We start from the raw sequence: 20560 nt of genomic DNA, 5'->3' as shown, positions 1-20560 counted from the left end.
CGCGCGCCTTCGTCTCCTCACACCCCGAGGTGATTCATGCGCGTCGTGTCTGCCTTCGCTGGGAAGCTGCTGGTGGGCGGTGTGCTGGCCTCTGCGGCCATCATCGCCTGTGCGACCTCCTCTCCCAATCCGGGCCCCATCGGCTCCACGGAGGCTCCGCCGCTGCCCCAGGCGTGCAACCCGGACCCCACCTGTCCCGGCTCGACGTGCGCCACCGCCATCACGCCCGCGCTCGCCGTCGTCCCCGCCAACGCGTGTCCGCGCTTCGGTGAGTTCCAGTCCGACGTGGATGTGTATTCGTGGAACACCTTCATCGCGCTCAACTGGCCCGCGAATCCCTCCTCGTGCACGGCCAATACCCAGAGCAGCATCCTCAGCGGCCAGGGGCCCACCGTCTGGGAGACCTACCCGGATGACCTGGACATGTTCGTGCCACCGGGGAGCAAGCCCGGCGCGTGGTGCAGCTTCAACACACCCGCGGCCTTCGAGACGAAGCTGCGTCAGCGCACGAAGCTGCTGGAGACCGGTCGCCTCCAGGCTCTGAACACCGGCGTGCACAAGCTGCTGCTCAGCACCTCCAAGGCCTCGGCCGCCATCGGAGAGAAGCTCCCGGACATCGAGCAGGCCGTCGGGGGTCCGCTGACGGACCAGAACGGGCGCTTCGTGCGCTACGAGAAGCGCCTCAACCAGGACGAGTACAACTACCTCATCACCAACAACCTCTGGAACGCAGCCGGACAGAAGGGCGTCACCATCTCCTTCCCCACCGGCGCCAACCAGAGTCCGGGGCCGTGCAATGGCAAGCCGTGCGGCCCGGTGGGCGCCATGGAGGTGAAGGCATCGTGGAAGGTGCTCTCCGCGCAGGAGATTTCGGGCAAGCGCTTCTTCATGCGTCAGGCCTGGGTCTTCAACGATGACGCCGGAGACCCGAGCCCCGGCGCCAACCCCGTCACCGTGGGCCTGGTCGGCCTGCACATCATCCACAAGACGGACACGCAGCAGACCTGGTTCTGGTCCACCTTCGAGCACGTGGACAACACGACGTCCTCGTTCTTCAACCCGCACTGCACGGGGAACTGCACGCCCAATACCCAGACGGCGAAGGAGCCCTACACGGAGCTCGCGCCCGACGGCGGGCCGCTCAACGCCCCGGTCCAGGTGACGCGCACCACGCCCATCCAGGCAGACCCCGGCCTCAATGCGTACTACCGCGCGCTGCTCAAGGGCTCCGTCTGGGAGAACTACCAGCTCATCAGCACCCAGTGGGCCACCGGAGGCGCGCCGCAGGGTACCCCGCCCGTGCTCGCCAACACCACGATGGAGACCTACATCCAATCCACCGCGAGCTGCCTGGGCTGCCACGGCCAGGCCCCCAAGGCCAGCGGTGACGGCTCCGCGGACTTCAGCTTCCTGTTGATGGAGGCGCAGTAGCGCGCGAGCTCGTCAATCGAGCCCTGGGTCCAGCGCGAAGCCCCCGGACGTGCTTGGATGTCATTCACTTCCAGGAGCTGGAGCCACACATGGGTCTCTCATCGGGTGTCGCGCGTCGTGTCTTCTCAGGGATGAAGTGGGCCTTGCTGCTTGGGGGAGCGGGCTGCGGGGCTCCCCTGGAGCCAGGGGTTGAGGATTCGATGGAGACCCAGTCGCGGCCCCTGACCTATCCCAGTGGCGGGGCGAGGACGGTGGTGTCCCGGCGTGTCGTCTACAAGAATGGCTCGGGCGCCTACCTGGCAGCGGCGGGCTTCGAGCAGTTCCGCGCGGCGGGCGCCCCTGACCTCGTGCTTCACAACATCCGCATCGCGGAGGTGGATGCTCCCGGTCCGCGCGAGGCGCTGGTGGTCATGTCAGCGGGGCAGAAGATTTCGAGCAGCGGGCACTCGAGTGGTGTCACGGGGCAGTCGTCCAATTGGGACGCATCCTGTGACAGCGTCTCGTGCCCCAATGTCACGTTGGATGGCCGCTCGCTGGCGATGAAGCTGGACACCCTGGGGTGGTTTCCTCGGGGCAGGACGTACCTGTCCGTGGTCAACGACAACAACTTCGACCACTTGTTCGACAGCGACACGAAGCAGCGAATCGTCAATGGCTTCTCAGGCTGGCTCCAGGCACAGGTCCGTCCGGAGACACGCTCCATCTACCTGGCGGGCAGTTCGCGAGGCGGCTGCCTGATGATGCGGCTGGCCCAGGCGCTTCGCGCGAACGGGGCACTGGATGGAATCGACCTCTACGTGTCGTCGTTCGACGGCGTGTGCCGCAACAGCCAGGGAGAGTTGGGCACCCACGACACCAAGATCGACAATCCCGTGCGGCCCTGGGGCACGTTCTATGGCGCGTGGGCCACGGACCTGAGTGCCCAGTTCCCCCGGCGGCAGCGGCTCCATCTCTTCCAGGTGGTGGGCGGCCAGGAGGTGGCTCCGGCCACGGGCATTCGCGCGTTCTCCGGCTACGCGGGTGCCTCGCCACCCTCGACGGGGACGAATCTCGACTGGGGTTGGTACAAGCAGACGTGGGTGAAGTGGAAGCACAAGGAGATTGGAAATCCATACACCGACCCCAGCGTTTCCGAGCAGGCGCAGGCCGTGGCGGACACCCTCGACGCACACCTGACGTGGCTCGACGCCCGACTCCCCTGAGGCCTCGAGTACGGGAGTCACGCCTCGGCCGGGGCGCGATGCGCGGAACAGGCGATGCACAACTGCGCCGCCCAGTACGTCAGCATCACGACGTAGCTGCCTCCCGTCACCGGCGTCACGAACAGCTTCACCGCGAGCACCCCGTCGCTGAGGGCGAACAGCAGCGCCCCCGCGAACGCGAACCCCTGCTCCCGTCGCGTCAGTCCAGACGCGCCCAGCAGCGCCGCCGCGCGCCAGGTCATCGTGCAGATGACCACGACATACGCCGTCACCGGCCCGGCCATGGCGCCCAGGTGGGGGCCCAGCACGACGCTGGCCCCCACCGCCAGCACCAGGAACGGCAGCGCCCTCCCCCACCGGAGCTCGCGCGTCGCACAGAGGTACGCGGCCGTGTAGCTCACATGGGCCAGCAGGAACGCCCCCAGCCCCGGCAGGAACAGCGCCTTGCTGGCATCCAGCAGCACGTCCCCCAGCAGCGACAGCCCCAGCCCCGCGAAAATCAATCGCGCATAGCGTCCCCGCGGCGGCCACAGCCACAGCAGCAGGCAGAGCATCGGCAGCGACTTGGTCACCAGGCGGACCTCGACCGGGCCCGTGTCCAGGCACAGGAGGAACCCCGCCGCGCCCAGGACACCCACTCCCGCGAGAATCCTCGTCCCCACCGTCGAAGCACCACGCATGCGGCCACCTTACCCTGGCGGCTCGCGGGGACGACGCCTGTCCCGACCTCAATCCGTGGCGGGCGGCGCGAGTCGCTGCTCCATCCGGTACCACCGGTAACCGTACCCCTCCAGCGTCACGCGGTGGCGTCCCGTCTTGCCGGGCGACGAGTGGTCCTCCGAGAGCAGGTGGACGAGCCGCGCCGGAGGCCCTCCCGGTGAGAAGCTCACCTCGCAGGCCTTGCCGGACAGGTTGTGCAGCGTCACCAGTGTCTCGCCCTTCCAGTCGTACCGCAGCGCGAGCACGTTCTTGTTCCTCACGCTCAACAACCGCCACGCGCCCCACCCCAGCTCCGGACACTCCTTGCGCATGCGCACCATGCGCTCCATCCAGTTGAGCAGCGAGCCCGGGTCCCTGCGCTGGTGCTCGACGTTCACCTGCCGGTAGCCGTGGGGCGCCCGCTCCACCACGGGCCGGAAGGGCTCCTCGGCGCGCGTGAAGCCCCCGTGCGGCTCGTCGGCCCATTGCATGGGCGTGCGCACGCTCTGGCGCTCATGCAGCGACAGGTCCTCGCCCATGCCCAGCTCGTCGCCGTACCAGAGCACCGGCGTCCCCGGCAGCGACAGCATCAGGCTGAACGACACGTCCAGCCGCCGCCTGTCCCCCGCCAGCATGGGCGCGAGCCGCCGCCGCAGGCCGCGCTCGTACAGCTGCATCCTCGGCTCCGGGCCCAGCTCCGCGAAGACGCGCTTGCGAGCCTTCGCGGGCAGGCGCCCCAGGTCCAGCTCGTCATGGTTGCGCAGGAAGTTCGCCCACTGCGCCAGGTGCGGCAGCCTGGGCGCCGAGCGCAGCGACTCCACGAGCGGCGTCGCGTCCTCCGTCACCAGCGACAGGAAGTAGCTCTGGTTCGCGGCGAAGTTGAAGACCATCTGCATCCGGTCTCCCTCCTTGCCGAAGAAGTTCATCACCTCGTCCATGGTGACGTTGGCCTCGGCCAGGAGGATGGCGTCCCCGCTCCTCCACGAGAGGAACTCGCGCATCCGGTCCAGCAGCTCGTACGGGTCCTCGATGCCGTGGCTGCGCAGGCCCTTGAGCTCCACCAGGAAGGGCACCGCGTCCACCCGGAAGCCGGACACGCCCAGCTGCAGCCAGTACCCCATCACCTTGAGCAGCTCCTCGCGCACCTCGGGGTGGGCGATGTTCAGCTCGGGCTGGAAGGGGAAGAAGCGGTGGAAGTACCAGCGCTTCACGCCGGGCGCGTACGTCCACGTGGTGTGCTGCGAGCCCGGGAACACCATGCCCTTGTGCGCATCCTTGGGCTTCTTGTCGGACCACACGTAGAAGTCGTGGAAGCGGCTGTCCCGGTCCTTGCTCGCGGCCTGGAACCAGGGGTGCTGGTCGCTCGTGTGGTTGAGGACCAGGTCGATGATGACGCGCAGGCCGCGCTGCTTCGCCTGGTGGGTGAACTCCACGAAGTCCCCCAGGCTCCCCAGCCTCGGGTCCACGCCGTAGTGGTCCGTGATGTCATACCCGTTGTCGCGGTTGGGCGAGGGGTGGAACGGCGTCAACCACAGGCACGTCACGCCCAGGCCCGCCAGGTAGTCGAGCCGGCGTTGGAGCCCGCCGAAGTCGCCCACGCCATCGCCGTTGCCGTCCATGAACGTCTCGACGTCCAGGCAGTAGATGACCGCGTTCTTGTACCAGAGGTCCTGAATCATCCGTCTCCCCTGAGGCGAAGGTGGAGATGCTGGACGAAGGACGCACCCGGGGGCGCGTCATGCGTGCGACAGCGCACAGTCATGGACACGAGGGACTCGCGACGACACGCGGGCGGCACCAACGTGCGCGCGCATGCTCACGCTCGGTTATCACGCCTCCCATGAGCAGTTTCCTCCCAGTGAGTTGTTGCGCCTGGTGCGCCGGGCCGACGCCGCGGGCTTCACGGCCGCGCTCAACTCGGACCACTTCCACCCCTGGAGCGAATCGCAGGGACACAGCGGCTTCGCGTGGAGCTGGATGGGCGCGGCGCTCGCCACCACGCGGCTGTCCAGTCTGGGCGTGGTGAACGCTCCCGGACAGCGTTATCACCCGGCCCTCATCGCGCAAGCCCTGGGCACGCTCGCGGAGATGTTCCCGGGTCGCGCATGGGCCGCCCTGGGCAGCGGGCAGTTCGTCAACGAGGGCATCACCGGGGAGCCCTGGCCCCCGAAGGACCTGCGCAACGCGCGCCTGCGCGAGTGCGTGGACATCATGCGCGCGCTCTTCCGCGGGGAGACGGTGACGCACCGGGGCCTGGTCCGGGTGGAGGAGGCGAAGCTCTACTCGCGGCCCCAGCAGGCGCCCCTGCTGGTGGGCGCGGCGATAACGCCTCAGACGGCCGAATGGGTGGGCGGCTGGGCTGACGCGCTCATCACCGTGAGCAAGCCCCCGGACGAGCTGCGGAAGATGGTGGAGGCCTTCCACCGGGGTGGCGGCGAGGGCAAGCCGATGTTCCTCAAGGTGCAGCTCTCCTGGGCGGAGGACGAGCAGGCCGCGCTCCAGGGCGCGATGGAGCAGTGGGCGACGAACATCTTCGCCAGCTCCGTGCTCACGGACCTGCGCTCGCCCGCGCAGTTCCAGGAGCTGGCGCGCACCGTCCAGCCCAAGGACCTGGAGGGACACGTGCGGGTGTCCTCCAGTTTCCAGCGCCACGTCGACTGGCTCGCCGAGGACGTGAAGCTCGGCTTCAGCCACCTGTACCTGCACAACGTCAACCGCGGGCAGGAGCGCTTCATCGGCGCGTTCGCGGAGCACGTGCTCCCAGCCCTGCGCACGGCGCGCTGAAGCCGGGGCCCGCGCACGAGGATGACACGGGTGTCATCCCCGCCACTGTGCGAAGAGGTTGTTCACGACAGGCCTGTCAGCCGCCCCTCGGAATTCGGGGATACTCACGCGAGACGCGGGCTCTCACCAGATCAGCCGCCAGCCGATGCCCAGGCTGAGGTAGTCCGCCTCCCTGTCCGTCTCGTAGGTGTAGTTGTGGAGGTTCTTGTGGAGCCGGCCCTCCAGGGCGAGCGGCAGCCACGGCGTGGGACGGAACTCCAGCTCCGCGCCCACCGAGTAGCCCAGGTTGCTGACGGTACCCTTGTTCCAGCCCGCGCCGAAGAGCACCGCGGGCCGGACGCCGCCCAGGTCCACGCCCAGCCGTGCCACGCCTCCGAGCTGGAGGAGCGCCCGGTTCCGCAGGTCATAGTGGTGCTGCGAGCCATCGAAGGTGACGTCCATCCGGGAGCCCGCCCTCGCGTACACGGCGAGCTCCGGACCGATGGAGAAGAAGCGCCCCAGGTGCTTGAGCAGATGCAGCCGGACGCCAGGCCCGCCATGCGTCTCCCCTTCCAGGTCCTTGCCTCGGGCGTAGCCCACGCCCACGCCCAGCTCCGCCCCCGTGAGACGGGCCTCGTCCTGTGCCCAGGCGCCCGTCGACAGCAACAACGCTCCCGCGACCACTGCCTTCATGTCCAAGCCTTCCGCGTGTCCCGGCCCCCCGACGACTGTGCGGTCTTCAAGATCCGGGCCCGACGCGTCCTTCACGAAGTGGGTGGGCGCGGTTCGCGATGACGCGGCTCGACGTCGGCCCACGGAGCAGCCGCGACGACCACGCCGGTGTCCATCCGCCCCGGATGACTCCCGCGCGCCGCGAGGCGAACCACCGACGTCAGTCGGACTTGGGCGTGCCCTGTGCGCCGCGAGGCCCCGGGCCGTCGCGACGGGGAACCGGATGCGTCCCCGTGTGTGCGGACGGGCCATGCGTGCCCGCCTTGTCCGGGGCCATCGAGGGCGCCTTCCCTCGTCGTCGGCGACGCCGCCGCTTCGACGCGGTCCCCGGAGGCGCGCCCCCCAGCTCGCGCAGCACCAGGGCCCGCGCACCACCCTCCAGGCGCAGCTCGCGCGTCAACGCCTGCACCTCTGCGGCACCGCGAGGATGGCGCAGCGCCTCGCCCAGCCGCTCGACCAGGTCGATTCTCAGCACCACCGGCCCCAGCAGTTCGTAGCCGAAGGCTCGCGCGTCGCGCACATTCCATCCGGCCGCGTCGAGCACGGGCTCACGGGGCACCCCGCGCGGCGCGGGCTTCTGGAGGAACAGCGCCGTCAGCATGCACCGGCGCTCCAGCGCCTGCGGAGAGAGCGCCTCGGCCACGTAGACGAAGCGGCGGCCCTCGCGCACGCCCACGGCCTTGAGCCGCTCGCGCGACTCCTCGTCCAGCAGCGCCCACTGCTCGCGCGCCTCGCCTACGGTAATCAGTCCGACACCCTCGGCCAGCCGGTACGCCAGCCCACGCGTCGGCGGCGAGCGCCCCGCCCCGGTGAGCGACTCCGCCGGGAACCCGCCCATCGCCTCCGTGACCAGGTCGCGGGCCAGCGCATGGAGCCGACGCTCGAGCCGCCGCCTCGCGCCGCCCGTCCACACCTCCGGCTCCGCGAGCGCGACCTGCGGCGAGCGCCGGTCCGTGCCGCGCACCAGCCGCCCCAGGGGCTGGCTCTCGAAGGAGATGTTCCCGGACGCATCCACCTCGAAGACCTCGTGCGTCGCGTCCACCACGCGCTGCACGAACTGCTCCTCGGTCATCAGTCCCTCCGCGGAGCCGGTCTCGCCCAACAGCGCGCCGAGCTTCGCGAACGGGTTGTCCGAGCTCGCCGCGGGCGTGGCGGAGGCCCGCACGAAGCGCCGGGCGCTCCTGCGCGCGGCCCGCTGGACGAAGCGCTCCACCAGGCGCTCGTGCAGCGCATCCCCCAGCGCGTCCTCGATGTGCCGCGTGCGCTCCTGCCACTGCTCCGCGTCGCGCAGCCAGCTGGAGCGGTGGCTGATGTACGTCCAGATGCGGATGGCGGCCAGCCGGTCCATCAGCGTGTGGATGTCTCCGGAGACGTCATCGAGCGGCGACACCTGCTTGGCCAGCCACGTCGCGTCCAGCATCCCGTCCCCCGCCGTGAGCTGGAGGAACGTCTCCCGCAACAGGCTGACGTGCTGGCCGAACAGCCCCTTGCGGAAGTCGGGGATCTGGCAGACCTGCCACAGCAGCTCCACGCCCGCGCGGTCCGTGACGACGTCTCGGACGGCCGGCAGTTGCGAGAGGTCCTTCAGCGCATCGAAGTCGTCGGCGCGTTCCACCCGGACGAAGGCGTTGTGGCGCGGGGCCCGCGACAGCGAGTCCAACAGCGCCTCGGGGCTCGCGAAGTCGAGCTCGGCGTTGCGCCAGATGAGGCTGCGCACCGCGGGGAAGCGGTGGGTCTCGATGGCGGTGACGACCCGGGGCGGCAGCTCGTCCAGCGTGTTCAGCGTGCCAAACGTCCCGTCGTTCAGGTGGCGTCCCGCGCGGCCGGCGATCTGCGCCAGCTCGTCCGGGAACAGCTCCCGCTGCTCGGCCCCGTCGAACTTGGAGAGCGAGGCGAAGGCCACGTGGCCCAGGTCCAGGTTCAGCCCCATGCCGATGGCATCCGTCGCCACCAGGTACTGCACCTCCCCGGACTGGTACATCGCCACCTGGGCGTTGCGCGTCCGGGGCGACAGCGCGCCCAGCACCACTGCCACCCCACCGCGCAGCCGGCGCAGCGCCTCGGCCAGCTCATAGACGCGGTCCGCGGAGAACGCGACCACCGCGGAGCGCGGCGGCAGGCTCTTCAACGAGCGCCGGCCCGCGTAGCGAAGCTGGGACAGGCGCGTGGCCCGCTTGAGCGAGACGTGCGGGATGAGCGACTGCACCATCGGCCGCATCGTCTCCGCGCCCAAAAACCACGTCTCCTTGCGGCCTCGCGCGTGGAGCAGCCGGTCCGTGAAGACATGCCCCCGCTCGCGATGCGCGGCGAGCTGGATTTCGTCCACCGCCAGGAAGTCGACGACGCGGTCCAACGGCATCGCCTCCACCGTGCATATCCAGTAGTCGGGGCGCGGCGGCAGGCGCTTCTCCTCGCCCGTCATCAGCGCCACGCGCCCCTCGCCCACGCGGGCGGTCACCCGGTCGTAGACCTCGCGGGCGAGCAGGCGCAGCGGCAGCCCCATCATGCCCGTGTCGTGCTCGAGCATCCGCTCGATGGCCCGGTGGGTCTTTCCAGTGTTCGTGGGCCCCAGCTCCGCCACGACGACGGACGAACGGCCGGATGCGCTGGAGTTCATTGCGGAGAGTCTAACCTCGCGCCCGGCCTCGCGCCCTGCGACGGCTTTCCAACCCATCCTCGGCTGCCTCCTGGGCTGGGCACGCACGCGCGGGCGCGCCGCGTCCTGACCTGGGCCCCCTGGAATGGACGACCCCGGCAAAGCCCCCTAGGGTCGCGCCCCATGGCGAACCCCGTCCGAGACACGCTCCTGGGCCAGCTCGACATCGCGTGGGCCCTCACCCGCTACCACCTGGAGGGGCTCACCACGGAGGACTGCCTGCGGCGCCCCGCGTCGGTGGGCCTGCACGTGACGCAGGACGCGCAGGGACACTGGCGCGCCCAATGGCCCGAGCACGAGGGCTATGACCTGGGCCCCGCGAGTGTGGCCTGGCTGACGTGGCACCTGGGCTTCTGGTGGTCCATGGTGCACAACCACTCGTTCGGCGACGGCACCCTGACGCGGGAGGCCGTCGTCTGGCCCGGCTCCGCGGACGCGGTGCGCGCGTGGATTGTCGGCCTGCACGACACGTGGCGCGAGGCCATCACCCGCCTCACCGACGAGGACCTGCGGTCAAGCGCGCGCACGCGCTGGCCGCTCACGGGCAAGCCCTTCGGCGACATCGTCGCCTGGGCCAACGTGGAGCTGATGAAGAACGCGGCGGAGCTGGGCTACGCGCGCTTCGTGCTGGCCGTGCCCCCTACTTGAGCGCCGGCGCGTTCGCGTCCCGCCGCAGCACGAAGAAGTACGGCGACGGCATGCCGCGCGCGTCCATCAGGCCCAGGAGCGTGTTCTCGTCGGCCTGGCGGAACACGTCGAGCGTGGGCCAGTCGTCGTAGATCATCGTCGCGCTGAGCTGGCCCCGGTACTCCACCTTGCGCAGGCGCGCCTTGAACTTCGACGTCTCCACGTCGGCGCGATGCGGCCCCACGGGGCCACGAATCGTCGGGGACGGCCACTTCCGCGGGTCCACCGGGAACACCGCCGCGCGGTCCTCCGTGTAGAACAGCAGCGGGTGCACGCTCTCGGCGTCCAGGAACTGCTTGCCGTACCAGCCCGTGGCGCCCAGCATCCCGTCCATCGGGTGTCCGGTGCGCAGCTCACTGCCCTTCCACGTGCCCACCAGGGACTCAAGCTCCACCGGCCCCAGACTGTCGAACAGCGCGAGCGCCTCCGCCTGGCTCAGCGTCCCCGCCTTCACCACCTCGTCGAAGCTCATCGTGCCGCTCCTGTGTGCATGCGCAGCACGGGCTTGATGGCCGTGCGCGACTCCATGTCATGGACCGCGTCGTTGATGGCCTCGAAGTCGTACGAGCGGCTGAGCTTCTCGATGGGGAAGCGTCCTTCCGCGTGCAGCGACACCAGGCGGGGGATGAAGCGCTTCGGGTCGGCGTCGCCCTCGAGCATCCCCACCAGCCGCTTGCCGAACAGCAGCGCCGTCATCGGGATGGAGACCTGTGCGTCCGCGCCCGGCAGGCCGAGCAACCCGCACGTCCCCAAGGGGCGCGTCACGTCGAACGCCTGTCGCAGCACCTTCGGCGAGCCGACGCACTCCAGCGCGAAGTCCACCCCGCCCCGCGTCTTCTTGAGCACCGTGCGCGTCAGCTCCGGCTCGTCCGCGAGGAAGGTGTCGGTGGCGCCCAGTTCCCGCGCCAGCTCCAGCCGCCGGGCGTCCAGGTCCACCGCGAAGATGCTCGCCGCGCCCGCCACGCGCGCCGCCATCACCGCCGCCAGCCCCACCGCGCCCACGCCGAAGACGGCCAGCCGCTGTCCGGGCTGCAGCCGGAACGACTCCAGCACCGCGCCCGCGCCCGTCTGGAAGCCGCAGCCCAGGGGCGCCAGCAGCTCCAGCGGCGCGCCTCTCGCCACCTTCACCGCGTTGTGCTGGTGCGCCAGCACGTGCGTGGCGAAGGACGACTGGTGGAAGAAGCCCGAGCGGATGGGCTCGCCGCGCCAGCGCATCGGGTACGTGCCGTCCGGCCGCGCCCCCGAGAAGTTCCCCGCGTAGCCCTGCTCACAGTACGCGGGCTGTCCGTGCGCGCAGGTGCCGCACGCGCGGCAGGAGTAGTAGCTGAGCACCACCGCGTCCCCAGGCTCGAAGCCCGCGACGCCCTCACCCACCGACTCCACCACCCCCGCGCCCTCGTGGCCCAGCACCGCGGGGAACGCGAAGCGCCCCTGCCCCGCCCGGTAGCTCAAGTCCGTGTGACAGATGCCACTGGCGTGCACCCGGACCCGGAGCTCCCCCTGGCGGGGCGCGTCCAGCTCCACCTCCTCCAGGACGAAGGGCGCATTCACTTCCCGCAGCACCGCGGCACGGACCGGAAGCGTCATGCCCTGGATTATTGGCAGACCGCCAACAAAAGCACCAGGGCTCCGAGTCCGGGTCAGAACGCGTCGCCGGGTCCCAGCTTGAGCAGGAAGGTGTCGGTGGCGTCGGGGACGAGGGAGCCCGTCCCGAAGTCCTCGGTGTGGGAGAAGTGGCCGAACAGCAGCGTGCTGCCGTTCCCCTCGCCGGAGGGCACGGCGCTCACCACCTGCTCGGAGAAGAGGTTGGACGGACCTCCGGAGCGAAGGAAGAAGCGGTTCCACAACTCGCGGCCCTCCAGGTTGAAGCGGCGCGCGAACAGCTGCGGGTTCTGCGCGGGGTCGCTCGCGCCCGGCGCGGGGTGCGGGAAGTCGCGCGACAGGCCGCTCGCCACCACGCGTCCGGCGGGCTCCACGGCGATGACGACCTTCTCCGAGCGGCCCAGGCTCCTCACCCAGCGCGGTGTGCCCGCGGCCTCCGCCACCAGGAGGAAGGCGAGCCTGTCGCGCAGCGTCTGCGAGCCCCAGCGCAGCTCGCCGGCCTCCATGCTCCCCGCCGCGACCAGCGTGCCCTTCGCGGTGGTGCCGATGCTCGTCACCCAGCCGTTGGCGCGGGGAAAGGCGTTGAACCAGGTCAGCTGTCCTTCCCGGGAGAACGTGGCCAGGAAGGGAGACTGGCCCAGGGCGGTGAAGGTCCCCTTCGCCGTGCGGACCGTGCCGAAGAATGAGCCGCCCAGCGCCACACCGCCGTCGGGCAGCACCGCGAGGCTCACCGCCTCCGCGCGGTAGTTGCCGCACTCCGGCTCGGAGACACGCTGACGCCACACGACGGTGCCCGAGGCGCTGATGCGATAGAGCGCGTTCTCCGTCGGAGCGCACCGCAGCGCCTCCGAGTACGGATGGGAGGCGCGCACGCTCACGTAGGCGCCATCGTCCCGGCTGGCCACGAGCGCGAGTCCCACCTCGTTGAGCCCCTGCAGCGGCAGGGACCACTCCCCGCGCCCCTCCGGGTTGAAGCGGGACAGGGCAAGGCCGCTGAGCGGCTGGCTCGGCGTGTCCATCGACACGGTGCCATGGCGGACCTCCGTCATCAGATAGAGCCGGCCCGTGGACGACACGCTCATGGCGACCGTCCCCGAGACATCCATCGGAGATTCGCCGTCAAAAGGATGCAGCGCGAAAGAGCGCGTCCACACGCGGGCGCCATCGGGCGTGTAGCGCTTCAGCTCGAGCTGGGACGAGGCGCCGTCAGCGCGCCCGAACGAGGTCGACGAGCCCTGGATGGAGGCCGTGTAGATGGACGCCCCATCCCAGGTGGTGCCGACGCTCGCGGCCATGTCGTGGAGGGGTTGGCGCTCATGGTTCAGCCAGAGTGTCTTGCCGGGCTGCGGCGCGGTGCCACCGTCCTCGGGCGGGACGGTGCCGCCATCCGACTCACCGGGAGCGCCGCCACCGTCGGGAGCACCTCCACCGTCCGGAGTCCCCGCGTCTGGTACGCCCGCATCCGGAGTGCCCGCGTCGGGAGGGACTCCCGGAGCCGGCTCGCAGGAGGCGGTGGCCTCACAAGAGGCCACGGGAGGCGATGAATCATCTCCATCACAGCCGGCCATCCCCAGACACAACACGAGCCACGCGCCCAAGCCACGCCAGTCAGCCACGGTGTCTCCCTCCCGAAACACACCCGGGCGACAGGTTGGGCACGGCGCACGGGGCCGCCAAGACACGAGGCTCCAGCCTGCCTCCCTCCTCTCCATGCGTGCGGCGCGGAGGCCCCGCCGAAGCACTCGTTCACTCCGAAACACGGCGCACGCGAGCGCGGCCGTCACCCGTTGGGGCGCGAGTGCTTCCGGATGTGCTCCCACGCCTCGATGATGCGGCGCGTCTCCTCCTGCGCCAGCGCCTGGAGCTTCGGTCCGAGCTGCGCCACCTTGTCGGGGTGGTACTGGGCGACGAGCGCGAGATAGGCGCGCTTCACGTCCGCCAGCGGCGCGCCTCGGACGACGCCTAGCACCTCCCACGGTGACGGAGGTGGAGCCTGGGGCCGCGGCGCGGGCTCCTCCTTGGCGGCCTCCTCCTCGTCGTCCTCGGGAGGCGCGTCCTCCTCCGCCTCGGAGGGCTCGGGGTCGGGCTCCTCGGGCGCGCGCGCGTCGGCCACGGGCTCGGCGCCCTCGCCACAGCTCGAGCACAACAGCCGCTCCCGCGACTCACCTCCGGACGCGGTGACGACGACGTCGCAGCACTCACCGCACACCACGTGCTGACACTGCTCGCAGCGCGCGGCGGAGGCGGCTTCGTCCAGGCCCACGCCACACCGGGGACACGCGTCGGGGAGCGGAGCCTCCTCACCGCACCGCACGCAGAACGCCCAGCCCCGGCCCACCTGGACCTCGCAGGCCTCGCACTCCAGCGCCCCGGGATGCTCCCAGTGCTTCTCCTCGCCGCACCACGGACAGAACGGCATCAGCCACGCGAGCTTCCCCGCGCAGTCCTCCGCGTCGCAGTCGAAGTCGAGCCGGTATCCGCGGGCGACGGACTGGGGGACGTTCTGCTCGTCGAACGACTCCCCGCAGTTCCAGCAGCAGTTGAAGAACCGATGTGACGGCGCGCCGCAGGCCTCGCACGCGGGGTTGCCGTGCTCGCTCTTCCAGACCACCTCGTCGCCGCAGGTGGGGCAGAAACCCATGCAGGCCTTCACCTCGGCATGCGTACAGGTCTCCCGAGCGGCGCGGCGCGCGCGCTCACGTTGCCCGCGAGGGGCGGCGAAGGAAGGTGTGCGCCCCGCCTCCACCAGCGCCTCCCACAGGCACGAGCGGCACACCCGCCCCTTCACCTTCCTGGGCCCCGCCTCGGAGGCGCCGGCGCGCTTCCGGAACACCGCCGCCGGCAGCGACTCGACGCTCAGGCACGACTGGCAGACGGCGTCGCCACACGCCTCGCAGTGGCCCGCGAGGCGCCGGCTCCCGAAGCCCAGCAGACCTGGCGTCAGCGTCTCCAGGCAGCACGGACAGGCTCGCATGCACTTCCTTCGCCGGGTGGGGCCGCCAGAGCGAATCCCCGAGGTGGAGCCCTCCGGCATGCCCGACTCCCACCCGGAGGTCCAGAAACCCACCGCACGTCACGATTCGGTGTCATCCACCGGGCCGGAGTCGCGCGCTGGTGACACTTTTCTTGTCATCACAAAATTTCATCTGTCTCACGGATTGCCTGCTACCCGAGGGCCTGGGTAAGGGAGCACCTCCCTCGCTGTCCCCACGGGTGTCCTCGATGCGTCGTCTCGGCTCAGCCCTTCTCTCCATGAGTCTGCTGGTTGGCTGTGGTCCCACCGAATCCGCTCCGCCGGCCGAGCCCTCCGCGCCGGCCGACACGGTCCAGAACGAGCAGGCGCCGCTCACCACGACGGACGTCGACGTGGCGCCGGAGTGTGAAGGCATCCTGCAGTTCGCGAACACGGCGAGCTTCTTCAAGCTGGACCGGTATCTGCCCAGCGACGCGGCCAACAACATCATCGCGGCTCGCACGGTGGCGCCCTTCACGACGCTGGCGCGGCTCTCCGGTGTCTCGGAGATGGGCCCGGTGCGGCTGAAGCAGCTGGAGCACGGCGCGCGCGCCGAGGAGTACATCGACCAGAGCTGCCTGGGCATCTACGACGAGCTGGCGCTGTCGCAGTCGGACGCCGCGGCCATCGTCACGCTGGTGAACACGGCGAGCACGAACACGCTCTACGCCGTGCTGCCGTACGCGTGGAACGGGGCGACGAGCCTCATCAACCTGCGTCCGTTCACGAGCGTGCTGGGCATCTCCGACGCGTTCGGCATCGGCGCGGTGAGCCTGCGCAACCTGCGCAACGCGGCCACCATCGGCTACTCGCTGGACATGCTGGTGTCCGCGGTGAACGCGCTGCCGGAGGACGAGTGGGAGGTGAAGATGAGCACGGGGTTCAACATCGAGACCATCCTGGACGGGGCCTACGGCACGGACCGGCTCGCCTCGGCGGACTGCTTCGGCATCGACCTGACGGGCCGCTCGGGACAGTTCGAGGACCGGGGCTACCTGGCGGACGCCACCGAGGTGCGCAACTACGTCCACAGCGCGGTGAGCACGGCGAACCGGTACAACGCGATTGACGCCGACATCGTCACGGACGGCAAGGCGGACCTGGCCGCGCGCACCGCGGGCCGCACGTTCAAGGGCTGCCACATGCACTACGAGAACGGCCCGTGGGCGGGCGTGCAGGTGCACTTCTTCGTCGACACCGCGTCGGACTTCCGCATCCTGACGGTCCAGCACTGGGTGGAGTGATTCACGGCTGAGATGCACCCACGGCGGCGACTTCCCACGCGGAGGTCGCCGCCGTTTCGTTTGGGAGAGCCCGGCGGCCCTTGTCAGGGGCTGAAAATCCATACAAACCAAGCCAAGGCGCTCCACCCGCGTACATCCTCACGATTCCGCACGGGAGGCTTGAGATGCTTCGTTCGACGTTCCGGGGAGTGGTCGCCGCTGTCTGATTTGATTCGCTCGGGGCGCTACCGGATGGAACAGGCGCGGGTGACGTTCTCGTCACGCAGCTCGATGGCCGGAGCCGTGGTCTGGATCTGAATCTGCTCGGCGCCCAACGGATGGAGCTGACGCTTCGACTTGTGGAGTTCCTCGCGCATGACGACCTCGTCCCCCTCCACGACACGCCCGTCCTTGAGGTGGAGCTCTGGATGGGAGACGTCGAACTGCCACTCGCGGGCCCCTCCAGGAAGGGTGCGCTGGGCGCCATTATACAAATGCTCGCAATAGGCGCAGGAGAGCCTGAAGCAGGCCTGCATGCAAGCATCGTAGGTCATGCCAAGAGGGCGCACGATGGGCGGCAGCTCGGGGTTCTGGACCGAGTGGACCAGGACCTCTCCACTGCGAATGCCTCCCATGGAGGCCTGCAGCGTGCCGTCACGATAGATGAACACGGAGTAGGTCGACGACTCCCCGTTCCGGGAGAAGGCGGCCGAGTAACCCACCGCCCCATTCACCTGCTCCAGGGTCGCCGTGCTCGTATTGCCCTCCTTCGACGTGGAGGAGAAGACTGTCTGGGACGTCTGCTCATCCCCCACGCCCTCGATGAACATTCCCGCCGTCCAGTTCGTGGCCGCTTCCGTCTGGATGACGACGCCGCCCTTCACGGAGGAATCTTGGCCCTCCACCCGGACGCCCTCCTCCGTCCTCTTCACCGAGGCGCCGTTCAGACCGCAGTGCTTCAGCCCGTGGGACTCCACGCAGACCGGCTCCGCTGCCAAGGACTGCGTGGAGGGCAGGACAAGGGCAAACACTGCGGCCAGCAAACGAGAGCTGTGGGTCAGGTTCAGGCGCATGGGGCACTCCGATGTCCGCAGGGAAATCCCGACGGAGAGTGCAACCCGGCTACAAAAACCATACCCAACACTGTGACTCTCTGTGCGTGAGTTGATTTGTGACCCGAACCGTCACACCCCAGACTTGGAGCGTGACGGCCCTGGCTACACCCACGCATCGCGGCTCCCGAATCACCAGACCTGCACGGGGGCCGCCCGGACCAGGGACAGCCCGGAGCCAAGCTGTCCGTAACTACTGCCACCCCAGGACCAGAGGCTCCGGTCCGCGAGGATGGCGTGGGAATGGTCCCCACCCGCGGCAACCGACACGGCGGCCCCCAGCGAACTCACCCGCGCGGGCTGGAGCGTCGCCGCGGACGGAGCTCCGTCTCCGAGCTGCCCCCGCTCATCGCGTCCCCAGGCCCAGACCAGCCCTCCCACCGTGATGGCGAGGTTGTGATTCACCCCCGCGGCAATGGACGTCACCCCCGTCAACACCCGCGTCTGGACGGGCACGAGCTTGTTGACCGTCGTCCCATCCCCCACCTCGCCGTAGGCGTTGGCCCCCCACGCCCAGACCGTGCCATCTGCCTTCAAGGCCAGCCCATGGCCGTTCCCCGCCGCCACGGCGGTGACGCCCGTGAGCCCCGGCACCTGGCCTGGCACCGAGCGCGACACCGTCGAGTTGTTCCCCAATCTGCCGCTCATGTTGCTCCCCCAGGACCACACGGTGCCGTTCGCCCTCAAGGCCAGCGAGAACGAGTTCCCCGCGGAGATGGCAATCACTTGCGTCAGCCCCTGCACCTGGACCGGCGACGAGCGAAGGGTCTGCGTTCCATCCCCGACCTCTCCATGCATGTTCCCGCCCCAGCCCCACACCGTCCCATCCTCCGCCAGCCCCAGGCTGTGAGCCGAGCCCGTGGAGATGGCCTGGAACCGGAGGGCGGACGCGACCTGCACGGGAGTGAAGCGCTGCATCCGCGTCCCGTCTCCCAATACGCCTCCGGAGTTGGACCCCCAGCCCCACACCGTCCCGTCTGACTTCAGCGCCAACGCATGGTCATACGCCATGGAGACCGCCATCATCCCCGTCAGCCCGGCCACCTCGCCGGGCTCCGGCCGGGTGATGCGGGTTCCGTCTCCCAACTGCCCCCACGTGTTCGCACCCCAGGTCTGGACCTTGCCCTCGGGAGTCACACCCATCGAGACATTCGAGGCCGCGGCCACCCCACGCGCGCGCGTCACCAGGGACGGAACGGGGAACGCCGTCAGGTCCTGCGCCCCATCCCCAATCTGACCGGAGTAGTTGTTCCCCCAGGACCACAGCGTCCCGTCGTCCTTGACCACCAGGGAGTGCGCCTGCCCCGCGCCCAGGAACCGGACCGTGGAGAGACTCGCGACCTGCGCGGGCAGCGCGCGCGACAGCGAAATCCCCCCGCCCAACTGCCCCGAGGAGTTCGCGCCCCACGTCCACACCGTCCCATCCGCCTTCAGCGCGCTGGAGTACAGGCCGTTCGCGGCCACGGCGACCACGCCCGACAGCCCCACCACCTGCGCCGGCGTCATCCGCGACGTGAAGGTGCCGTCTCCCAACTGCCCCGAATCGTTGTTGCCCCAGGCCCAGACCGTTCCGTCCGACTTGAGCGCCAGCGAGTGGCTGTTGCCACCCGCCACCCCCACCACCTCCGAGAGCCCCGCCATCTGCAGCGGAGACACGAGCCCCGGCGGAGGTGGATCATCGGGGTCCAGCTCCATCCAGGACGGGCTGTGGTGTCCCCACGTCCAGACCGTGCCGTCGGCCTTCAAGGCCAACGAATGCGCCTCGCCCGCGGCAATCGAGACGACACCCGACAATCCCGGGACTTGCGTGGGCAAGAGCCGGGTGAGCACCGTCCCGTCTCCCAGTTGTCCGATGGAGTTCCAGCCCCAGGCCCACACCGTCCCATCCGCCTTCAAGGCCAGCGAATGACGGACTCCGGTGGCGACGGCCGTGGCCACCAACGCCCCCTGCACCTGGACCGGCGTTGGCCGCGAGGTCGTCGTCCCATCTCCGATGGAGCCGTAGCCATTGGCGCCCCAGGCCCACACCGTGCCGTCCTCCCGGAGGACCATCGAGTGCACACCTCCGGCGGCGACCGAGCCCGCCAGGGAGGCCCCCGGAAGCGTGACCCGGAGCGGACTCCAGGACGACACCGTCGACCCATTGCCCAACTGCCCGCTCTGGTTGTTGCCCCAGGCCCAGACGGTGCCATCCGCTTTCACGGCCAGGGAGTGCCCCACCCCTGCGGAGGCCTCGGCCCGCTCGAGCCACGCGCGCGTCGCCACGGGCATCGACTTCATCAGGTACGACCCATCTCCCACCTGACCGTCGCTGTTGGAACCCCAGGCCCAGACCTCGCCGCTCGCCTTCACCGCCACCGAGTGTTGTCCGCCGCCCGCCGACACACCCCGCACCTGTGTGAGCCCTGGCACCTGCACGGGAGACAGCCGCGGGAGCATCGTCCCGTCTCCCAGTTGGGAGCGCGCGTTGCTGCCCCACGCCCACACCGTCCCATCCCCCTTCAGCGCCACGGTGTGCTGCCCGCCGCCGACCACCGCCTCGACGCCGCCGTACGCGGGAATCTGCGTGGGGACCAGCGTCACCGCCGTGGAGCCCAGCCCGAGCTGTCCGTCATCGTTCTTGCCCCAGCTCCACACCGTGCCATCCACCCGCAGCGCCACCGTGTGCGAGCCACCGCCCGACACCGACTTCACGCCCGTCAGGCCCGGGAGCACCGCGGGCAGCGAGCGGCCCACGAGGTCTCCGGTCCCCAGTTGCCCATCCGCGTTGCCGCCCCAGGACCACACCCGACCATCCGCCGTCAGCGCCAGCGAGTGGACGTTGCCCGCGGAGATGGCCATGACGCCGGAGAGGCCCTGCACCTGCACCGGGGACACGCGCCGCGTCGTCGTCCCGTCCCCGAGCTGTCCCGCGGCGTTGTTGCCCCAGGCCCACACCGTCCCGTCCGACTTCAGGACCAGCGAGTGGGAGAAGCCCGCGGCGATGGCCACGCCGTTCGTCAACCCAGACACCGGCACGGGGACGGGGCGTGACGTCGTGCTCCCATCTCCGAGCTGTCCATTCAGGTTGTTGCCCCAGGCCCACACCGTCCCGTCCGACTTCAGCGCCAGCGAATGCAGCTCCCCCGCGCCGAGCGAGCGGATGTCGAACAAGCGCCACACCCGACCAGGGTGAGGGCGCGAACGCGTCGTGCCGTTGCCCAGCTGTCCGAAGGTGTTGCCACCCCAGGACCACACCGTCCCATCCGAGCGAAGGGCCAGTGAGTGATTGCGCCCCGCCAGCACCGTTCCCTGACGGGAGAACCCCTCCGCGGCGCGAGAGGTGCCGAGCTCGGGTGTCGCCTCCTCGGGCGCGCTCCCAGAGCAGCCCGCCATCCACAACACGCACAACAACGCGATGCCAGACATCCGTCTCGTGCCACGACTCATGAGTGTGTTCC

General features: G+C 69.9%; 15 protein-coding genes. 5 read left to right on the top strand and 10 right to left on the bottom strand.

Going from position 1 to position 20560, the window contains the following annotated elements; translation table 11 throughout:
* The first annotated feature begins 36 nt into the window (after positions 1-36).
* A complete protein-coding gene (locus K8640_RS22865; RefSeq protein ID WP_223748969.1) occupies positions 37-1431 on the top strand; it encodes a hypothetical protein in 1395 nt (464 codons plus the stop codon).
* Between the two features lie 200 nt (positions 1432-1631).
* Complete coding sequence (locus tag K8640_RS22860) at positions 1632-2633, top strand: hypothetical protein (protein WP_223748968.1); 1002 nt, start codon at positions 1632-1634, stop codon at positions 2631-2633.
* Positions 2634-2650: 17 nt separating this feature from the next.
* On the opposite strand, the gene K8640_RS22855 is transcribed toward K8640_RS22860, so the two are convergent.
* Both K8640_RS22855 and K8640_RS22850 read right to left on the bottom strand, forming a co-directional pair.
* Positions 2651-3313: a lysoplasmalogenase gene (locus K8640_RS22855; protein WP_223748967.1), complete on the bottom strand. Its 663-nt coding sequence runs from the start codon at positions 3311-3313 to the stop codon at positions 2651-2653.
* Positions 3314-3361: 48 nt separating this feature from the next.
* On the bottom strand, positions 3362-5011 hold the full coding sequence (locus K8640_RS22850; RefSeq protein WP_223748966.1) for an alpha-amylase family protein: 1650 nt from the start codon (positions 5009-5011) through the stop codon (positions 3362-3364).
* Between the two features lie 133 nt (positions 5012-5144).
* Between K8640_RS22850 and K8640_RS22845 the strand changes: the two genes are divergently transcribed.
* Positions 5145-6116, top strand: a complete 972-nt coding sequence (locus K8640_RS22845; protein ID WP_223748965.1) for a TIGR03885 family FMN-dependent LLM class oxidoreductase — start codon at positions 5145-5147, stop codon at positions 6114-6116.
* A gap of 123 nt (positions 6117-6239) precedes the next feature.
* Here the strand turns inward: K8640_RS22845 and K8640_RS22840 are convergent, their stop codons facing one another.
* Both K8640_RS22840 and K8640_RS22835 read right to left on the bottom strand, forming a co-directional pair.
* Positions 6240-6788, bottom strand: coding sequence for an outer membrane beta-barrel protein (locus K8640_RS22840; RefSeq protein WP_223748964.1), 549 nt, complete (start codon positions 6786-6788; stop codon positions 6240-6242).
* A 199-nt stretch (positions 6789-6987) separates the two neighbouring features.
* Positions 6988-9444, bottom strand: a complete 2457-nt coding sequence (locus tag K8640_RS22835) for a helicase-related protein (RefSeq protein WP_223748963.1) — start codon at positions 9442-9444, stop codon at positions 6988-6990.
* A gap of 162 nt (positions 9445-9606) precedes the next feature.
* Between K8640_RS22835 and K8640_RS22830 the strand changes: the two genes are divergently transcribed.
* Positions 9607-10131 (top strand): DinB family protein, encoded by a 525-nt coding sequence (locus tag K8640_RS22830; RefSeq protein WP_223748962.1) that lies wholly within the window; start codon positions 9607-9609, stop codon positions 10129-10131.
* Here K8640_RS22830 and K8640_RS22825 read toward each other — a convergent pair.
* The 4 genes from K8640_RS22825 to K8640_RS22810 form a co-directional block, all read right to left on the bottom strand.
* Positions 10124-10642 (bottom strand): DUF4334 domain-containing protein, encoded by a 519-nt coding sequence (locus K8640_RS22825; RefSeq protein WP_223748961.1) that lies wholly within the window; start codon positions 10640-10642, stop codon positions 10124-10126. The two genes, K8640_RS22830 and K8640_RS22825, sit on opposite strands and share 8 nt — an antisense overlap.
* Positions 10639-11757, bottom strand: coding sequence for an NAD(P)-dependent alcohol dehydrogenase (locus tag K8640_RS22820; protein ID WP_223748960.1), 1119 nt, complete (start codon positions 11755-11757; stop codon positions 10639-10641). Before K8640_RS22820 ends, K8640_RS22825 begins: the two co-directional genes overlap by 4 nt.
* A gap of 53 nt (positions 11758-11810) precedes the next feature.
* Positions 11811-13388: a hypothetical protein gene (locus K8640_RS22815; protein WP_223748959.1), complete on the bottom strand. Its 1578-nt coding sequence runs from the start codon at positions 13386-13388 to the stop codon at positions 11811-11813.
* A gap of 164 nt (positions 13389-13552) precedes the next feature.
* On the bottom strand, positions 13553-14746 hold the full coding sequence (locus K8640_RS22810; protein ID WP_223748958.1) for a DnaJ family molecular chaperone: 1194 nt from the start codon (positions 14744-14746) through the stop codon (positions 13553-13555).
* A 278-nt stretch (positions 14747-15024) separates the two neighbouring features.
* On the opposite strand from K8640_RS22810, the gene K8640_RS22805 reads away from it, so the two are divergent.
* A complete protein-coding gene (locus tag K8640_RS22805; RefSeq protein WP_223748957.1) occupies positions 15025-16029 on the top strand; it encodes a hypothetical protein in 1005 nt (334 codons plus the stop codon).
* A 224-nt stretch (positions 16030-16253) separates the two neighbouring features.
* On the opposite strand, the gene K8640_RS22800 is transcribed toward K8640_RS22805, so the two are convergent.
* Complete coding sequence (locus tag K8640_RS22800) at positions 16254-16913, bottom strand: hypothetical protein (RefSeq protein WP_223748956.1); 660 nt, start codon at positions 16911-16913, stop codon at positions 16254-16256.
* Between the two features lie 339 nt (positions 16914-17252).
* Positions 17253-20528, bottom strand: a complete 3276-nt coding sequence (locus K8640_RS22795) for an RCC1 repeat-containing protein (protein WP_223748955.1) — start codon at positions 20526-20528, stop codon at positions 17253-17255.
* Positions 20529-20560: the final 32 nt, after the last annotated feature.

It is taken from the genome of Myxococcus sp. XM-1-1-1 (assembly GCF_020037095.1).
In the GTDB taxonomy this organism is placed as follows: domain Bacteria; phylum Myxococcota; class Myxococcia; order Myxococcales; family Myxococcaceae; genus Myxococcus; species Myxococcus fulvus.
The sequence above is the reverse complement of the archived record's forward strand: the minus strand, read 5'-3'. Positions and strand labels throughout refer to the sequence as shown.